The following is a 19,054-nucleotide window of genomic DNA, read 5'->3' as shown; positions in this document are numbered from 1 at the left end:
CTCGTACAATGAAAGGTGCTATAATTGGAGACATTATTGGTTCGGCATTTAAAACTGATAATACTCCTGATACTAATTTTCAACTTTTCAAACCCTATTCAGCTTATACCGATGACACCATATTGACCCTCGCTACAGCTGATTCCATTATTAATCAGAAAGACCAGGAAACAACCTTGAAATCATGGGTAAGAGCTTTTCCCAAAGCCGGTTACCGACCTGCTTTTTTGGAATGGGCCTTATCCGATGATTCAGCTCCGTATGTCAGTAAAGGGGAAGGTGCTGCAAGAAGAATCAGTCCAATAGGATTTGCTGCCGGCAGTGTGGAAGAAGCACTTAAAGAAGCAGAAAAGAGCACAAAAATCACCCATAACATTCCAGAGCGCATTAAAGCTGCAAAAGCTGTTGCAGCCTCAATTTTCATTTGCAAATCTGCCGGAACTAAAAAAGAAATCAAGACTTTTATCGGTCAGGCTTTTGATTATGACTTCTCCATTAAAGTAGAAGACTGGAAAAATCAAAAAATCACTCCGGAAAGTGACATTTCGCCGGTTCAACCTGCATTGGCCGCATTTATGGAAGCATCTGACTTCGAAGAAGCGATCAGACTAGCCATTGCGATTGGAGGCCCAAGCAATACTATAGCTTGTATAACCGGTGGATTGGCAGAAGCCTATTTTAAGCACATCCCGAAATCAATCACTAGACGTGCACTGGCAAGAATTACGCCAGACATGCAAGCCATTCTGACGGCCTTCGATAAAAGATATATGAGTTATTCGGAACAAAAACAAGAAGCCTGATCGTCTGATCAGGCTTCTCTTTAGTATTTAAGCTTCGGCTTTTTCTTCGGTCAAGGCCAGCTTTAGCACCTGAAGAATATCTTCAACATAGTGAAAACTCAGGTCTTCAATATAGATGGGTTTTATCTCATCAATGTCTTTCTTATTATCTTTTGAAAGAATTATCTCATTGATTCCGGCACGACGTGCTGCTAATATCTTTTCTTTTATACCTCCAACAGGCAGGACTTTTCCTCTTAAAGTTATTTCCCCGGTCATGGCAATCCGCGATTTAACCTTTCGCTGTGTAAAAGATGATGCCAAAGATGTCACCATTGTAATTCCTGCTGATGGTCCATCCTTGGGAATGGCTCCCTCCGGAACATGAACATGTACATTTCGCTCATCAAAGATGCTTTCATCCAGTTCCAGAGAATCGGCATGTGACTTAAGATATTCCAATGCCAGCATAGCCGACTCTTTCATCACTTCTCCCAGGTTACCGGTAAGCGTTAAACGACCTTTCCCCTTACTCAAACTACTTTCAACAAAAAGAATCTCCCCACCAGCGGCAGTCCATGCCAGGCCGGTAACCACTCCGGCAAAGCGATTGTCCTGCCATGTATCTTTAGAAAACTTCTCGGTGCCAAGGTATTCCCTGATATCAGCCATCGCAATTGATTTTTTAACCCCTTCATCGGTTGCCAGTTTTAAAGCAACTTTCCGATAAAGCCTGGCAAGGGTTTTATTAAGATCCCGAACGCCTGACTCACGTGTATAATGATCAATAATGTACCCGATGCTCCTTTTGGGAATACTCACGGTTCCTTTTGGAATACCATGATTTTCCATTTGATGCGGAATCAGATGGCGTTTGGCAATCTCCACCTTTTCTTCAAGAACATAGCCACTAACATCAATCATTTCCATACGATCCAGCAATGGTGGCGAAATGGTATTTAAAGTATTGGCCGTAGCAATAAAAATCACTTTCGAAAGATCAAAATCGACCTCAAGAAAATTATCATGAAAAGCGCTGTTTTGCTCGGGATCCAACACTTCCAACAATGCGGATGCCGGGTCGCCATGAAAACTATTGCTAATTTTATCAATCTCATCCAGAATAAAAACAGGATTAGCAGATCCGGCTTTATTTATGTTTTGGATAATTCGTCCGGGCATAGCACCAATATAGGTTTTACGGTGCCCACGTATCTCTGCCTCATCATGCACACCACCCAATGACATTCTGACATATTCACGTCCCAATGCCTCTGCTACGGATTTTCCCAGCGAGGTTTTACCCACACCTGGAGGGCCATGTAAGCATAAGATGGGTGATTTCAAATCACCTTTTAATTTTAGAACAGCCAAATGCTCCAGAATTCTTTCCTTCACATTCTCCAATCCATAATGATCGCGATCAAGGATTTTTGCAGCTCGTTTAAGATCAAAATTATCCTTGGTGTATGCGTTCCAGGGTAAATCTAATAAGGTCTGTACATAATTGTATTGAATAGAATACTCCCCCGAAGCCGGGTTCAGGCGATGCAACTTCGCCAGTTCTTTATGAAAGAATTCTTCTGTTTTTTCAGGCCACTTCTTTTTAGCAGCCTTTTTTTCCATATCCTTAATTTCCTGCTCAACGGGACTGGAGCCTAGTTCATCCTGAATGGTCTTCATCTGTTGTTGCAGCAAATACTCTCGCTGTTGCTGATCCATATCCTGCTTAACTTTGGACTGGATGTCGTTTTTGATTTCCATCAATTGAACTTCCCGAACCAGAAACTCAACCAATCTCATCCCTCTTTCTTTCAGATCATCGGTTTCAAGCAACCTCTGTTTTTCCTTAACAGGAATATCTGAATTTGAAGAAACATAATTAATCAAAAAGGAGGGACTTTCAATATTGCGAACAGCAAAGGATGCCTCCGGAGGAACATTAGGTGATTGCTTAATCAGTGAAAGAGACAGATCTTTGAGTGAAGATACGACTGCTTCAAACTCCCGGGTTTTATCACCTTCAGGTTCTTTATCTTCTAACACAGAAACGCGCCCCGAAAAATAAGGATCATCGCTGATCATTTCATCAAGCTGAAAACGCTTCTTCCCTTGAATAATAACTGACGTAGAGTTATCAGGCATCTGGAGAATTTTGATCACCCTTGCGACTGTTCCGGTTTTATACAAATCCTTTAGGGTAGGATCATCCACCTTATAGTCAAGCTGGGTCAATGCACCAAAATACCCTTTAGCCTTTTCAACATCCTTAATTAGTTGATGTGATTTCTCCCTTCCAATGGCAATGGGAATAATAACGCCGGGAAAAAGAATTGTGTTGCGTAAAGGTAAAATTGGAAGTTCTTCCGGTATTGGCTTATCATCTGTATCCTGCTCCATATCATCTCCCACAATGGGAATGAATTCAGACTCTCCATCAGCAAAATCCCCCGTTCCAAAAGCGTCAACAGATATTTTAAATTTGTCCATAAGATATATAGTCTCTTTTTTCTTATTCTTATATATCAGCGTCTTACTTCCTAATGAGAGAATCTAACAACTGAAGACCTCCGGCACAAAATGCCATTTTGACAGAACGACACTGATTTTTTAATTTCTTTAATCTGGCAATAGCTGTACCAAACTTAAAAACCTTACAAATATAATGCTTTTTGTCAGCCATGTCAGGCAAGAATTTCCACCCATTTCCACGTTTGCCCTGTAAAAAACAGAAGTTCATTCACAAAAAAAGCTCCGGGAATAACCCGAAGCTTTTAATATTCTTTTCTAAAAACAAAAAATTACTTTTTGCCTTCGTAGTGTTTTTTGTAACGGTTGCGGAACTTATCAACACGACCTGCAGTATCCACAAGTTTCATCTTACCGGTGTAAAACGGATGTGAAGAGCTTGAAATTTCAAGTTTCACCAATGGATATTCAGTCCCGTCTATGTCGATGGATTCACGGGTGTTTACAGTAGAACGGGTGATAAAAGTATCGCCGTTGGACATATCCTTAAACGCAACCATGCGATAACTGTCCGGATGAATTCCCTTTTTCATTGCTTCAGTATTTTATTTTTTCTTTTAATCCTATATTCCGTGCTTCCGGCCTGCCCTGCACGACTTTTCAACATTTTCATGCACAGACACTCACGCTAAACGGACTGCAAAATTAATTATTCCATTAACAATCACCAAAACTTTTCTCAAAAAAGACATTAAATATTTTCAGTAAATATTTAATGTCGAGCCGAAAAGCCATTGCATTATTCATCTGAGGCATGTGCCTTCTCTTTTGTATCAAACGGAATAGCACTGGCACGCTGACTCTCTTTGCGCTTCTCTTCATCAAAAATATAGCGGTAAGTAATATGCTTTTTACCAAACTCTGCTCCAACAGATTCGTGTAACGCTCTCATTTTGGGATTGAAATCTCCTACCCATGACAGTTCCATTTCTTTCAACCAGGGTTTACGCGACACATACTGGCGCAAATGCCAAAAGATTCCGGACTCAATGCCATTGCGTTGCCAACGAGGCCGAATACCCATAATAACAACTCTGGTGCGCGTCATCACCTTACGCCATCTCAAATAAGCAAAACGAAGTTTATTGAAAAAGTTCATTTTGCCATTGAAGTGTTTAATAATCTGATTAATATCAGGAAACTGAACAAAAAAGCCAATCGGAGTCTCTTCATGGTAAGCAAACCATATCAACTCCTCATCCATAAAATCCTTGGCCTCTTTCAATGAATTACGAAGGGTATCCGCTTTCATTGGAGTAAAGTTTTCATGAAACTGCCAGGCATCATTGTATACTTCAATAAAATCCTTGATGAACTTCTCACTCTCATCCCATTTGAAGTGACGAAAATGATACCCCGGCTTCTTAGCTACCCAGCCGGCAATTTTCCAGAAACGTTCCGGAAAGGGTTTCTGAAGATCAAGGTGATTGGTTACCTGTTCAAAATAATTGGTAAACCCGTATTCTTCAAAAAAATCTTTGTAATAAGATGGATTGTACTGGACACCAAATGCAGGCTGAGTAAATCCTTCAACCAACAGCCCCCAGAAAGTGTCATTTTCCCCAAAATTAATAGGCCCGTCCATTGCTTCCATTCCACGCTCAGCCAACCATTCTTTGGCTTTATCAAAGAGCATAAAAGCAGCTTCTCTGTTGTTTATACATTCAAAAAAGCCCATTCCTCCTGTCGGCTGAGAAAAACCGTAAGCCTTTTTTTCATTAATAAAGGCAGCAACACGACCAATGACTTTATCTTCATCATCCAAAAGAAGAAAACGAATGGCATCGCCATGCTGAAAAAAATCATTTGATGAAGGATCAAAGATCTCTTCAATCATGACATCCAAAGGACGAACGTAAGCATCATCATCCTTGTAAATTGTATCTACGACATCCAAAAACTGTCGTTTCTCTTTATCAGATTTTACTTCAATTATATGCATAAAACGAGAATAAATGGCTTCGTGAAAAATTATATGCGGTTCAAAGTTAATTAATTTGAACAAACACACTAAAATTGAAACCAGGAAAGATAATTTTCCATGGTTTTTGCGGGTCGTTGCTTGTGCACAAATTCATTCTCGCAAGGCTTATACTCATAATCCTCGCTCCATTTTACGGCATTTTCTGCCACCTGCCTGACTGCATCAATAATATAGTCAATTTCCTCTTCAGACATTACCGGATGGATCGAGAGACGCACCCAACCGGGTTTTTCCGATAAATCACCCATATCTATTTTACGGGTGATGTTACTCGAAGTATAATAATCAACATGAAGCAAATAATGACCGTACGTCCCTGCGCACGAACAACCTCCTCTCACCTGAATGCCAAAGCGATCATTCAACAAGCGCACAACCAGATTAAAGTGGACTCCGTAAATATAAAACGAAACCGCTCCCAAACGTTCTTCCTGGGTATCTGCAAGGATATTTAATCCCGCAATATCCCTGAATCCTTCGAATATCCGCTTAAGCATGGCACTTTCTCTTTCATGCATTTTATCACATTCCATCTTCTCTTTGAGACGGATACTTAGTGCTGCCCGAATGGATTGCATAAATCCGGGAGTTCCTCCGTCTTCGCGGACTTCAATATCTTCAATATACCTGTATTTACCCCACCTGTTGGTCCAGTTAACTGTTCCTCCCCCTGAGTTATCGGGGGCTGTATTATGATACAAAGCTGAATTGAAAACTATCACACCGCTACTTCCGGGCCCCCCTAAAAATTTATGAGGGGAAAAGAAAACCGCATCCAGCCTTTCCGTCGGATTTTCAGGATGCATATCGATAGGAACATAAGGGGCTGATGCAGCAAAATCCACAAAACAAAACCCACCGTTTTGGTGCATAATACGAGCAAGGTCATGATAAGGAGTTTCAATTCCTGTCACATTCGAACAAGCCGTGAAACTTCCTATTTTTAACGGTCTGTTTTCATATTTTTTCATCTCTTTCTCAAGGGATTTGGGATCAACAAGCATATTTTGTTCGGGCTCCAGAACAACCACATCCGCATTTGTTTCAAGCCAGGAGGTATGATTGGAATGATGCTCCATGTGAGTCAAAAAAACAACCGGACGGTCTTCGCGAGGTATAGAACAATATTTTTGAGCCTGCTCGGGAACCCTCATCCCTAAAATTCGTTGAATTTTATTTACAACACTTGTCATTCCAAACCCGGCGGTTATAATTACATCATCTTTATGCGCATTAACATGATCCTTTATGATTTTATGCGAAAGCCGGTAGGCATTGGTCATAATGCGTCCCGTATCGCTTGATTCGGAATGGGTATTAGCTACCATTGGGCCTATCACATTTACCAGCTGTTTTTCAATAGGAGCGTAGAGACGTCCCGAAGCAATCCAGTCGGCATAAACAATCGGCTTTTCTCCATAGGGCGTTTCAATGCGGGTATCAAATCCAACGATATTCTTTCTGAATTCGGCAAAATGTCCTTCATGAGGTAGCATAACCTTCTATTTTTATTCCAGTCAAAATTTATTACGGGCAAAATCAACTTAAGTTCGAGCAAAAATAGGGAGTCCCACAAACAAAAAAGATGATTTATGACATCCCGCATATTACTCAAAGGCTTCAATTTCAAACCTAACCTCCTCACCCAGCTGTTTTAAAGACGGCTCAGAACTCTTTTGCCACTCCGCTGCCAGGTTCAGAACAAGACGGCGATAAGAAGTGAGAAACCTTCCTGCCATTTTCAAAGCAAAACCAACGGCTCTGTGAAGTCCTGGTTGAGAAGTCAACACTTTCAATATTCCCAGAACCTGATGAAAATCTTCAAATCCAGCTTCCCCATCAATCCTAATTCGCCATCCAATCCCCATAGCGGCGGTATATTGCTTGTAGTAATGATCACTTTTACACCATTCTTCTAAAACCGATTCCGGCACATCTGATTTAACCATGAAGTTTTGTCCCATTTGCTCCGACAACTCAATGGTATTTATCATGTCGCCCCATCTCTCCAGCTCCTCTGGTCCCATCTTATCATAATCTGCCAACATAGTGGCAATAATCATCGTTTCACGAATCTTACGATACCATAACCGTTGGGCCAGGGCATCATCAACATCCAGTTGAGCCCCGATTTTTCGCAGGTGAACAAGCGAAACACCATAGTTAACCCGGTAATGAGCACCGGACTTCTCAATCAGCTCTGCAGTCTCTCCATCTTTTAACTGGCGCACCTGCCTCAAAATTTTTTCAACTTTTTCATCCGCCTCAGGATTCACAGGGAAAAACTTCATTTTCAATATTTTTAAGTAAAACAGAATCAACTCCAAAAGCAGACACAGCCGCATTTTTTATAAAAACATTTGCAAATCTAATGGAAAAAATTTTACCTTTGCACCTGTCATAAAAACGGTGAATGTAGCTCAGTTGGTTAGAGCGCCAGATTGTGGTTCTGGAGGTCGCCGGTTCGAAACCGGTCTTTCACCCTAAATAAAAAAAGCGAACGATTTTAGATTGTTCGCTTTTTTTATATCCCAATTTCCATTAAAGAATTTTCTCTCTAATTAAGATTTCCTTTTAACAACACCCTAATTTATTTGTTACCTTTGCGGCAAACCAACAAAAACGAAACAAAATGGTAACATCTGAAATGATGAAAGAGTTATCGGGACGCGAGATTGCGTTAAGGAGGTATCTTTGACATCGACCGCAAGAAAATAGAAATCGAGGAAGAAGAAATGAGAACCCAGGCTCCTGATTTTTGGGACAACCCAAAAGAAGCCGAAAACAAAATGAAGCACATCAAGGAGCTAAAAAGCTGGGTTAACAAATACGAAGACATCAAGAATGCCATTGAGGAAACATCTGTTTTACTCGAATTCCTGAAAGAAGGAGAAGGTGGGGAAAGCGATGTTGATGCCCAATATCAGAAAACTCTCGAACTCATCGAAGATTTGGAGCTGAGAAATATGCTCCAGAAAGAGGAAGATAAAATGGGCGCCATTCTTAAAATCAATGCCGGGGCAGGTGGTACCGAAAGCCAGGACTGGGCAGAAATGCTCATGCGCATGTATGTCCGCTGGGGTGAAAAACAAGGCTACAAAGTCACTGAAACCAACTTTCAGGAAGGAGATGAAGCCGGCATCAAATCTGTCACCCTCCAGTTTGAGGGCGATTATGCCTACGGATATCTGAAAAGCGAAAACGGGGTGCATCGTCTGGTTAGGTTATCACCTTTCAACTCTGCTAATAAACGTATGACTTCATTTACATCGGTGTTTGTCATTCCATTGATCGATGATAGTATTGAAGTTGACATCAATCCTGCTGATATCACATGGGAGACATTCCGTTCCAGCGGAGCGGGAGGCCAAAATGTAAACAAAGTTGAAACGGGTGTTCGTCTGCGGCACGCACCTACAGGGATTGTCATCGAGAACACAGAGTCCCGTTCTCAGGGTGGAAACAAAGAAAATGCCATGCGCATGTTGAAATCTCAGCTCTATGAGATTGAACTCCGCAAGAAACTGGATGAGCAGAACAAGATTGAATCCCAGAAGAAAAAAATCGAATGGGGGTCTCAGATTCGCTCCTACGTATTGCAACCCTACAAACTCGTCAAAGATGTAAGAACCAATCACGAATCGAGCAATGTGCAGGCCATTCTCGACGGGGATATTGACGATTTCATCAAAGCCTATTTAATGGAATATGGTGCCGACGATGTTTTTGACAAACAATAGATCAGAAAACAAATAAATTAAAAAGCAAAATGGATTACCGGATAGAAAAGGACACAATGGGCGAGGTAAAAGTGCCCGCCGAAAAATACTGGGCTGCGCAAACCCAGAGATCTGTAATGAATTTCCCCATTGGCCCATCAGGGTCAATGCCATTGGAGATTGTCCAGGCTTTTGGGTACCTGAAAAAAGCCGCTGCATACGCCAATGAGGAGTTAGAGGTACTACCCGCCGAAAAGAGGGATTTGATTGCTAAAGCTTGTGATGAAATCATCGAAGGCAAACTGAACGACCAGTTTCCTTTGGTTGTTTGGCAGACCGGTAGTGGCACACAGTCGAATATGAACTGCAATGAAGTGGTTGCCAACAGATCTCACGTTATTAACGGAGGTAAATTAGGAGAAGGTGAAAGACCAATCCACCCCAATGACGATGTTAACAAATCACAGTCCTCAAACGACACCTTCCCAACAGCCATGCACATTGCTGCTTACAAAATGCTGATTGAAAAAACCATTCCGGGAGTTGAAAAACTCAGAGATACTCTTCAAAAAAAGTCTGAGGAGATGATCGAGGTGGTAAAAATTGGTCGTACCCACCTAATGGATGCCACTCCCCTTACTTTGGGACAAGAGTTTTCAGGATATGCTGCTCAATTAACTCATGGATTGAGAGCCTTAAAGTCCACTCTGGAACATTTATCTGAATTGGCACTTGGTGGTACTGCTGTTGGAACCGGATTGAATACCCCCAAAGGCTACGACGTAACCGTCGCCAAATTCATTGCACAATTTACAGGACTGCCTTTCAAAACAGCCCCCAACAAATTTGAATCACTAGCCGCTCATGATGCCATAGTTGAAAGCCATGGTGCATTGAAGCAAATTGCAGTAAGCCTGATGAAAATCGCTAACGACATCCGGTTGCTGGCTTCAGGCCCACGCTCAGGAATTGGAGAAATCCTCATCCCCGAAAATGAGCCGGGTTCTTCCATCATGCCGGGAAAAGTAAACCCAACTCAGGCAGAAGCAATGACTATGGTTTGTACCCAGGTAATGGGCAACGACACAACCATTTCAGTGGCCGGATCAAACGGACACTTTGAGCTTAACGTATTCAAACCGGTTATGATCTATAACTTTTTGCAGAGTGCTGAGCTGATCGGAGATGCCTGTGTAGCCTTCAACGATAATTGTGCTGCCGGAATTAAGCCCAACCATGACCGAATTAAAATGCACCTGGACAATTCGCTAATGCTGGTAACTGCCCTGAACACCCACATTGGCTATTACAAAGCAGCAGAAATTGCTAAAAAAGCCCACAAAGAAGGTACAACTTTAAAAGATGCTGCTCTCGAGTTAGGGTATCTGACAGCAGAGGAGTTTGATAACTGGGTTGATCCTTCCAAAATGACCGGGTCATTAGACTAATTTGGATAAAAAATTTGTTTTTTTTCAGCCGCCTCTGAAATAGGGGCGGTTTTTTTGTACCTTTGAGTTGGGCACCTTCCAATAAGGTCTAATCCCAAACAATTTTTAACCCAGTTCATCGTTACAAAATAAAAACCACAAGAATCATTTGGCCATGAAAATTACAAAAAGCATTTATTTTTTGATAGCAATAGTGTTGATTACCAATTCAGCATCTGCTCAAAACGATGAAACCGAAGCCACTCTTGACCAGGGACCAATTTCCGGACAATTTGATTATATGATCGAGGAATCCAGCAGATATGAAGAGTTCAGGGTTGTCAAGATCGCATGGCTTAATAAGCTAAAATCAAACGTTCTGGATTCATTGGGCAACCTCCAATCCACTATTGAAAGCAGAAATTCAAGTATCGATTCACTGAATAACAGGATTGGTGAAATAAACCAGACTCTTGATAACACAAAAGAGGATCTCAACGAAGCCGTAACGGCCAAAAACAGCATTCCCTTTCTTGGATCAGAAATGCCAAAAGGCAAGTACAACTCATTAATGTGGGGGGTGGTTATTATTCTTGCAGCAGCCGCAGGGTTTCTTTTCCTTTTATTTAAACGGAGTCATCATGTCACCTCCGAAATGAAAGAGAAATACAATATCCTGGAAAAAGAATATGAAGGCCATCGGAAAAGAGCTTTGGAAAAAGAGAAAACCATGGCTCGCCAGCACTTAAATGAATTGAATAAATTAAGGGGAAGGGATTAATCCTTCCCTTTCTTTTTGCCAAATATTCCTTACAAACCCAAACCTCCATCCTGCTCTTCCATATTATATCTCCTAAACTGCGATGGATTTCTAATACCATATATTTACTTACCTTTGCAGTTCAAATGACTACGATGTCTTAAGGCTTCGGAGTCAATTTTGGCAAAACAAATCATTAACCACCTTACGACAAATCTGTCAACGACTTACATCTAATGAGTCGTCTGATTTATTGGCTTATGTCAACAAGAATCATTATGAGTAAAACAGAACAACTGAGAGAACTGGTACAGAAGAGAGTTTTACTGCTCGATGGGGCTATGGGAAGCCTCATTCAACAATACAAATTAACCGAAGAGGATTTCAGGGGAGATGAATTTAAGAATCACAGTCATCCTCAAAAAGGAAATAACGACTTATTATCCCTGACTCGTCCGGACATCATAAGTGCCATTCACGAAAAATATCTGGAGGCGGGAGCAGACATCATTGAAACCAACACTTTCAACTCCAACCAAATATCTCAGGCAGACTATGCTCTTGAGAACCGTGTTTATGATCTGAACAAACAATCAGCCCTGCTAGCTTCCCAGGCGGCAAAAAAATTCTCAACCCCTGAAAAACCAAGATTTGTGGCCGGTTCCATGGGGCCTACCAACAAAACAGCCTCACTGAGTCCTGATGTCAACAATCCCGGTTATCGTGCTGTAACTTTCGACGACCTGGCAGAGGTATATGCCGAACAGGCGGCAGGCCTATTGGACGGAGGAGCAGATCTTCTATTACTCGAAACCATCTTTGACACATTAAATGCCAAAGCCGCACTTTACGGAATTTACGGAGAACTTGAAAAGCGTGATTTAAAGAACTTTCCGATAATGGTTTCGGTAACTGTAGCCGATGCCAGTGGCCGCACTTTATCCGGACAAACGCTGGATGCATTCCTTATTTCGGTTTCTCACTTCCCAATTTTCTCTATTGGATTGAATTGCTCTTTCGGGGCAGAAGACCTGCGCTCATATGTAAAAACACTGGGCGAAAAAACACCCCATTTCATCAGCTCCTATCCCAATGCCGGACTTCCCAACCAGTTTGGGGAATACGATGAAACACCTGATGAAATGGCTCCAAAAATTTTTCAATATTTAAACCAGGGTTTAGTAAATATCATTGGTGGGTGCTGCGGAACCACCCCCGAACACATCTCGGCCTTTTCGCAATACATCCGTAAAGCAACGCCCCACATTCCTTCAGAAATAGAGACCAAAACCAGGCTCTCCGGATTAGATGCCCTGGTAATGGAGCAGACCACTAATTTCGTCAACATAGGTGAACGCACCAATGTGGCCGGGTCTCGTAAATTTGCCCGCCTCATCAGGGAAGAAAAATATGAAGAAGCTCTTTCTGTTGCGCAAAACCAGGTAGAGGGCGGCGCACAAATCATCGACGTTAACATGGATGATGCCATGCTGGATGCGAAAAAAGAGATGGTCACGTTCCTCAATCTGATGGCAGCCGAACCAGACATTGCTTCTTTGCCTGTGATGGTAGACTCTTCAAAATGGGAAGTACTCGAAGCAGGGCTGAAATGCCTTCAGGGTAAAGCAGTTGTTAACTCCATTAGTCTGAAAGAGGGAGAGGAACCATTCTTGCATCAGGCCAAAAGCATTAAAGATTTTGGTGCCGCAGTGGTTGTAATGGCCTTCGATGAAAAGGGCCAAGCCGACACCTTCGAACGGCGGAGAGAAATATGCGGAAGAGCTTATGAATTGCTTACCAAAAAGGTAAACTTCCCCCCGGAAGATATTATTTTCGACCCCAACATTCTGGCTATTGGAACGGGAATTGAGGAGCATAACAACTATGCAGTAGACTTCATCGCAGCTACCAAATGGATCAAAACAAATCTGCCCCACGCCAAAGTAAGCGGGGGCGTCAGCAACCTTTCATTCTCCTTCAGGGGCAACAACCAGGTCCGCGAAGCCATGCATGCCGTTTTTCTGTACCATGCCATAAAAGCAGGCATGGATATGGGAATTGTAAATCCCGGAATGTTGCAAATTTATGATGAGATTCCTGCCGACTTGCTTGAACTGGTTGAAGACGTGGTGCTCAATCGCCGGGAAGATGCCACTGAACGACTTATTGAAAAAGCTGAAGCCCTTAAAGAACAAAAAGAAGAAGGGGCAGTCATCCAGAAGGAAACCTGGCGGGATAAACCTCTTGAGGAACGCTTACATCATTGTCTGGTCAGGGGTATTTCCGATTATCTCGAAGAAGATCTGGAAGAGGCCCGCAGCAAGTACGATTTTTCACTCGACATCATTGAGCAACCCTTAATGGATGGAATGAACATAGTGGGAGACCTTTTTGGTTCCGGAAAAATGTTTCTACCCCAGGTGGTAAAAACGGCGAGGGTAATGAAAAAGGCGGTAGCCTACCTGGAACCCTTCATCGAAGAAGAGAAAAAAGCTTCCGGAAATGCCAATACAAAAAAAGGGAAAGTACTGATGGCTACCGTCAAAGGCGATGTCCATGATATTGGAAAAAACATAGTGGGAGTCATTCTTGCCTGCAACAATTACGATGTAGTTGATCTGGGCGTGATGGTTCCGGCTGAGAAAATACTCAGTGAAGCCGTTGAACAGGAAGCTGATATCATTGGTTTGAGCGGTTTGATTACGCCTTCGCTTGAAGAGATGAGCAATGTTGCCCGGGAAATGGAACAAAGAGGTATGAAGCAACCACTATTGATAGGTGGGGCTACAACCTCAAAAGTTCATACCGCAGTTAAAATAGATCCTTTTTATTCAGGCCCCGTTCTCTATGTAAAAGACGCATCTATGAGTGCTCAGGTAGTGGGTTCTCTGTTTTCAAAAAAGGAACATCGAAACTATGTAGACAGCATTAGTCAGGAATATGAAAAACTCAGAAATGCCAATGCCAATAAAAAGGCGGTTGAATATTTAAGCATTGAAGAAGCCAGAAAGAATAAGTGGGAGACCAACTGGAAAGATGCTCCGGTAAAAAAACCAAGTTTTCTCGGCATCAAAACCTTTTCAGACTACCCGGTAGAGGAAATAATTCCATTCATCGACTGGACATTCTTCTTCCATGCCTGGCGGCTGACCGGAAATTACCGGGGCATTGAAAAGGTGACCGATAAGGCATCGGAAGAAGCATGGCTTAGCAATTTTAATTCGGAAAGCAGCAAAGCCAAAGCCACTGAAGCTCTGAAGCTCTGGCGCGATGCCCAGGAAATGCTCAAGAAGATTGTGGAAGAAAAAATGATTCAACCCAATGCTGTAATAGGGCTTTTCCCGGCTAACAGCGTTGGCGACGACATTGAGGTTTACACCGATGAACAGCGGACAGAGCTCTCCACAACTTTCCATTTTCTGAGGGAGCAGCAGAAAAAACAAGGTAAAAAACATTATTACTCACTGGCTGATTTTGTAGCCCCAAAAGATTCAGGCACTCCCGACTACATAGGTGGTTTTGCCGTAAGCGCCGGAGAAGGGTCTGAAGAATGGGCAAAGAAATTTGAGGAGCAACAGGATGACTTCAATGCCATACTGATAAAATCACTGGCAGACAGGCTGGCTGAAGCTTTTGCTGAATTGATGCATTTCAGAGTGAGAAAAGAATTCTGGGGATACAATCCCGATGAAGAGTTTAATTATGATGACCTCGTAAGAGAACGTTACCGTGGTATCAGACCTGCACTGGGATATCCGGCTTGTCCCGATCACAGTGAAAAAAGTTTGCTTTTCGATCTCATGGAAGTTGAAAAGAATGCCGGAATCACCCTCACCGAACATTTCAGCATGTACCCCAACGCCTCGGTAAGCGGACTCTATCTGGCTCATCCCGATGCCATTTACTTTGGTGTGGGAAAAGTAAAAAGCGATCAGGTTAAAGATATTGCAAGCCGTAAGGGTATGACTCCCGAGGAGTTTGAAAAGTGGATCCCCACCAATCTGGCAGACAAGTAAACGTCTTAACCTATTGAATCTTGAAAACATCCGAAGTTGAAAAAGAATTGAAAATTGGCGATATCTTCACCCCTCTTAAATGGGGTGAATTCGCCATCTCTCAATTCAACATTTTCAGAAAATGGATGAAAGGGGCCACCATATTCGATCCCACCATGGGGCATGGCCATCTGCTTGAAGCATTGATCTTACATGGTCAAAGAAAAGGATACGCCATCCAAGAACTCCCCACCCAAAACTTATACGGCAACGAGTTAAACTACAGCCATCACAAAAAGGCACTTTCCATATTCCGTGAGACATACAAACTAGACATGTCTCAAAATCTCTGGAACAAGGACCTATTAGATTTGCCGGAACAAACATTTGATATTATTCTGGGCAACCCACCCTGGCAAAATTACGTAGATTTACCGGATATCTATAAACAGAAGATAAAGCCTCTGTTTGCCAAATTTGACCTGATTGACAACAAACGAAATCTCCTTTTAGGCGGTTCACGAATAGATATCGCCGCACTTATTATTCAGGTCTCAATTGCCGGTTTTTTAAAAGAAGGTGGCGATGCTTATTTCTTTATGCCTTTATCACTATTGCTAAACGACGGGGCGCATCAGCCGTTCAGAACTTACAAAATCCATGAAACAAGTTTCGCTCCCATCCGGGTGTTTGACTTCAACAAGGAGGCAGTTTTTCAGAAAGTTTCTACCCGTTACGGACTGGTTCATTTTTCACGCAATCAAGCACCCGACTTCCCAATAAAGTACTCCGTTTTTAAACAAAACAAATGGGAGGACTATCTCTCAGCGCCGGTTGGAACCCCAACCGCTCCCCTTAGCATATACAAAAAACACCAGGAGAAAAAACTCAACTCCTTCAACAAAATAAAACTCTCAAAGGATTCAATGCCCAGACAAGGCCTCAACACCTGCGGAGCAAACAATGTCTTTTTTTTCAACATCTGCCAAAAAATAAACGAAGATTTCTGTATGGTGGATGGGACAACGAAACTTCCAACTAAGTTTGTTTTTCCACTGTTAAAATCCGTCAACTTCAAGAATCAAACTGAAAAACCGGTAGCCTGGGTTTTAATACCACACGACAGCAAAGGAATGCCTCTCTCTGAAGATGAACTTAACAATTATCCCGAACTGAAAAGCTATTTGGAAAACCATCGTCAAAAACTGACAGGCCGCAAAGGAACCCTCATCAATGGATGGATAAAGAAGGGGAGATGGTGGGCTCTTCTGGGTGTAGGCAGCTACAACTATGCCTCATACAAGGTGGTATGGGAAGCATATGGACGTAAATGTTTTTGCCCCATTATTGTTTCAGGTATCTGGCAAGCCAACCAGGCTCTTCAGGCATTTATTCCGGCAAAAAACAAAGCGGAAGCCAATAAAATTTTGAAAGCCTTAAAAAATCCCGCCATTGAAGAATATCTCTTATCTACAAGAATGGAAGGCACAATGAACTGGGCACAACCAGGAAAAATAAAGAAACTGATAGAGTTTGAATAAATTAAGTTCAGGTTTTCAGCTGGAGAACAGAAGCTTATTCGTCGATAGCTCCGGGGCTTTGCGGAATAACAAATGGCTTTTTTAAAGCACCCATGGCAACTAACCAAAAAGGAAATACCTTCTTCTGACGGTTGTATTGGAAGCAATTTAAATTCATTACACAAAACAGCAAAACACAAACAAACCGTTATTTTTTAGCACATAAAAATAATAATCTTATTTTTGCAGCCGAAAAATCAAGAAACTATGTCTACAGTTGCCGAACTTATCCGAAACACCGATAAACCCTCCTTCTCATTTGAACTGCTCCCTCCCCTAAAAGGAAACAGCATTCAAAAAGTATTTAACACCATAGATAAGCTAAAAGAGTTCAATCCTTTGTATATAAACATTACCTCGCACCGCGATGAGGTGGTTTACAAACAAAATGCCCAGGGCATAACCGAGCCCCAGGTTTTTCGCAAACGCCCGGGGACGGTAGCTGTAGCAGCCTCCATTCAGCACAGATACCATATCCCTGTAGTGCCCCACATGATTTGCAGCGGTTTTACCCGGAGTGAAACTGAATATGCACTCATCGACCTTAACTTTTTGGGAATTCACGACCTATTATTGCTAAGAGGCGATTGCTCTGACCGTCACCAGTTTTTTAAGCCGGAAGAAGGTGGCAACGCTTACGCCATCGACCTCATCCATCAGGTCAATAACCTGAATAAGGGACAGTTTCTCGACGGTACGCTGATGGAACCGTTTGAAACGCCTTTCAGCTATGGCGTAGCAGGCTACCCTGAGAAACATGAAGAAGCCCCCAACCTGGATTCTGACATTTACTGGCTCAAGCAAAAAGTAGACGCCGGAGCTGAGTACATTATAACACAAATGTTTTTTGACAACGATAAATTTGTGGAATTTGTGGGAAAATGCAGACAGTCAGGAATAAATGTGCCGATTATCCCCGGATTAAAGCCCATTAACAGTAAAAATCAACTAACCGTTCTACCCAAAATTTTCCACACGGATATTCCTGAAGCGCTTGCAAAGGAATTAAGAAAGTGCGAAACAAAAGAACAGGTAAGCAAAGTCGGCACCGAGTGGAGCATCATGCAGGCCAAAGATTTAGTATCAAAAGGGTTTAACTTATTGCATTTTTACACCATGATGGCCAGTCAGTGCGTTTACAATATTGCAAAGGACGTTTATTAAAGCTTGTAAAGCAATCGAACACCAAGATATTCGGCCACTTTGCCATGCGCTTTCAGGCCCACCCCGAAACCAAACCGACCGGCCAAGTCAAAATCAAGGGTATAATACTGATACCATGGCGAATGCGTGGAGTGGCCCCGCCAAACATAAATTCCCCCCTTTTGCCCAAAGGTGAATCGACCAAGTAAAAAACTGTGTCCGGCCGTCAAACTCAGCCGGGATTTGTTGTTAAATCCCGGTTCTGAACGGCTATTGTCATATTCTCCCTGCAAGCCAACCGACCAGGCATTGATTCGTGCAAACTGATGGAGGTATTCGGCCGAGACAGCCATAAGAATGGCCTTTTCCTCCGAATCCTCCGGTTCTTTGATGCCACTTGAAAAGGCGAAAAGCAATCTCGTCTCTGCAGCATCAGGATCAATGGGTTCCGGCTTAATTGGAGGAGGCAAACTTCTGGAATCCAGTTTTCTTTTTAAACCCACCCCCAGGGTGGTATAGTTAATGCCAAGGTTTGGCTGGTTAACTCCCCCATTTGAAATATGTTGAAATATCCCTGACAGACGAATTGACCAGTTCGTATCAAGGGGTACATCTGCAGACAATCCGATCATCAATGGAAAGGCAAAGTTTGTACTGTAAGTGACATTTAATGGATTATACTTTTCGTTGTATGGATGGTCTAAATAACTGACTCCCATTCCGGCCTTTACCGCCAAATCAATTCCAGCAGGAGAAAAAAGAACAGGCTCCACATAAAACAGGGTTGAAACTGCATTTCCCAAAGATTCATGTCCAAAATTCCAGTAATTGACTGAAAGTCCTAATGAGGGATAACATGAACAAAGGCTGTAGGCTTTTTTAGATACAAATTTCCAGGAGAAATCGACACCTGCACCAAAAGGCCGCACACCCTGGAAGTGATCAATCTTTGAAGAATGAATTTCTATTTGTCCTCCATAGATATACCCTGACAAATAGTGCAGCGGGGCTCTATTTTCGGACTTTTGGCCCCAAACTCCCAGGGCAACAAATAAAAGACCTGAAACAAGTATTACTCTGATCAACATTACCTATAATTTAAAAATACTAACCAAATCGGCTCATTAAATTTCAT

General features: G+C 42.4%; 13 protein-coding genes and 1 tRNA gene. 8 read left to right on the top strand and 6 right to left on the bottom strand.

Features of this window, described 5'->3' with window-relative positions:
* Positions 1–8 precede the first annotated feature (8 nt).
* Positions 9–803 (top strand): ADP-ribosylglycohydrolase family protein, encoded by a 795-nt coding sequence (locus tag DDZ16_RS01325; protein ID WP_109262611.1) that lies wholly within the window; start codon positions 9–11, stop codon positions 801–803.
* Between the two features lie 27 nt (positions 804–830).
* Here the strand turns inward: DDZ16_RS01325 and lon are convergent, their stop codons facing one another.
* The 5 genes from lon to DDZ16_RS01295 all read right to left on the bottom strand — a co-directional run bounded on the left by lon (position 831) and on the right by DDZ16_RS01295 (position 7,586).
* Positions 831–3,272, bottom strand: coding sequence for an endopeptidase La (gene lon, locus DDZ16_RS01320; protein ID WP_109262610.1), 2,442 nt, complete (start codon positions 3,270–3,272; stop codon positions 831–833).
* A 311-nt stretch (positions 3,273–3,583) separates the two neighbouring features.
* Entirely contained in the window at positions 3,584–3,844 is a 261-nt protein-coding gene (locus DDZ16_RS01310) for a type B 50S ribosomal protein L31 (protein WP_109262608.1), read from the bottom strand.
* Positions 3,845–4,050: 206 nt separating this feature from the next.
* Entirely contained in the window at positions 4,051–5,253 is a 1,203-nt protein-coding gene (locus DDZ16_RS01305) for an N-acetyltransferase (RefSeq protein WP_109262912.1), read from the bottom strand.
* A gap of 68 nt (positions 5,254–5,321) precedes the next feature.
* Positions 5,322–6,791 (bottom strand): aminotransferase class V-fold PLP-dependent enzyme, encoded by a 1,470-nt coding sequence (locus DDZ16_RS01300; RefSeq protein WP_109262607.1) that lies wholly within the window; start codon positions 6,789–6,791, stop codon positions 5,322–5,324.
* A gap of 111 nt (positions 6,792–6,902) precedes the next feature.
* Positions 6,903–7,586, bottom strand: coding sequence for a DNA alkylation repair protein (locus DDZ16_RS01295; RefSeq protein ID WP_109262911.1), 684 nt, complete (start codon positions 7,584–7,586; stop codon positions 6,903–6,905).
* A gap of 117 nt (positions 7,587–7,703) precedes the next feature.
* Here DDZ16_RS01295 and DDZ16_RS01290 point away from each other — a divergent pair.
* The 7 genes from DDZ16_RS01290 (at position 7,704) to metF (ending at position 17,940) form a co-directional block, all read left to right on the top strand.
* Positions 7,704–7,779, top strand: a tRNA-His gene (locus DDZ16_RS01290).
* 148 nt (positions 7,780–7,927) lie between these two features.
* Positions 7,928–9,035 (top strand): peptide chain release factor 2 gene (gene prfB, locus DDZ16_RS01285; RefSeq protein ID WP_109262606.1). Its coding sequence is split into 2 segments (ribosomal slippage): positions 7,928–7,990 and positions 7,992–9,035, totalling 1,107 coding nucleotides; the frame shifts between segments, so codons are not numbered across the junction.
* Between the two features lie 29 nt (positions 9,036–9,064).
* Entirely contained in the window at positions 9,065–10,462 is a 1,398-nt protein-coding gene (gene fumC, locus DDZ16_RS01280) for a class II fumarate hydratase (RefSeq protein WP_109262605.1), read from the top strand.
* A 154-nt stretch (positions 10,463–10,616) separates the two neighbouring features.
* A complete protein-coding gene (locus DDZ16_RS01275) occupies positions 10,617–11,222 on the top strand; it encodes a tRNA (guanine-N1)-methyltransferase (protein ID WP_109262604.1) in 606 nt (201 codons plus the stop codon).
* Positions 11,223–11,479: 257 nt separating this feature from the next.
* Positions 11,480–15,217: a methionine synthase gene (gene metH, locus DDZ16_RS01270; protein ID WP_109262603.1), complete on the top strand. Its 3,738-nt coding sequence runs from the start codon at positions 11,480–11,482 to the stop codon at positions 15,215–15,217.
* 20 nt (positions 15,218–15,237) lie between these two features.
* Positions 15,238–16,737, top strand: a complete 1,500-nt coding sequence (locus DDZ16_RS01265; protein ID WP_109262602.1) for an Eco57I restriction-modification methylase domain-containing protein — start codon at positions 15,238–15,240, stop codon at positions 16,735–16,737.
* A 246-nt stretch (positions 16,738–16,983) separates the two neighbouring features.
* Entirely contained in the window at positions 16,984–17,940 is a 957-nt protein-coding gene (gene metF / locus DDZ16_RS01260; protein WP_109262601.1) for a methylenetetrahydrofolate reductase [NAD(P)H], read from the top strand.
* Here metF and DDZ16_RS01255 read toward each other — a convergent pair.
* Entirely contained in the window at positions 17,937–19,007 is a 1,071-nt protein-coding gene (locus tag DDZ16_RS01255) for an acyloxyacyl hydrolase (protein WP_109262600.1), read from the bottom strand. The genes metF and DDZ16_RS01255 overlap by 4 nt on opposite strands.
* Positions 19,008–19,054 lie beyond the last annotated feature (47 nt).

It is taken from the genome of Marinilabilia rubra (assembly GCF_003121985.1).
GTDB lineage: Bacteria > Bacteroidota > Bacteroidia > Bacteroidales > Marinilabiliaceae > Marinilabilia > Marinilabilia rubra.
This window is presented reverse-complemented; position numbering and strand designations above follow the sequence as displayed.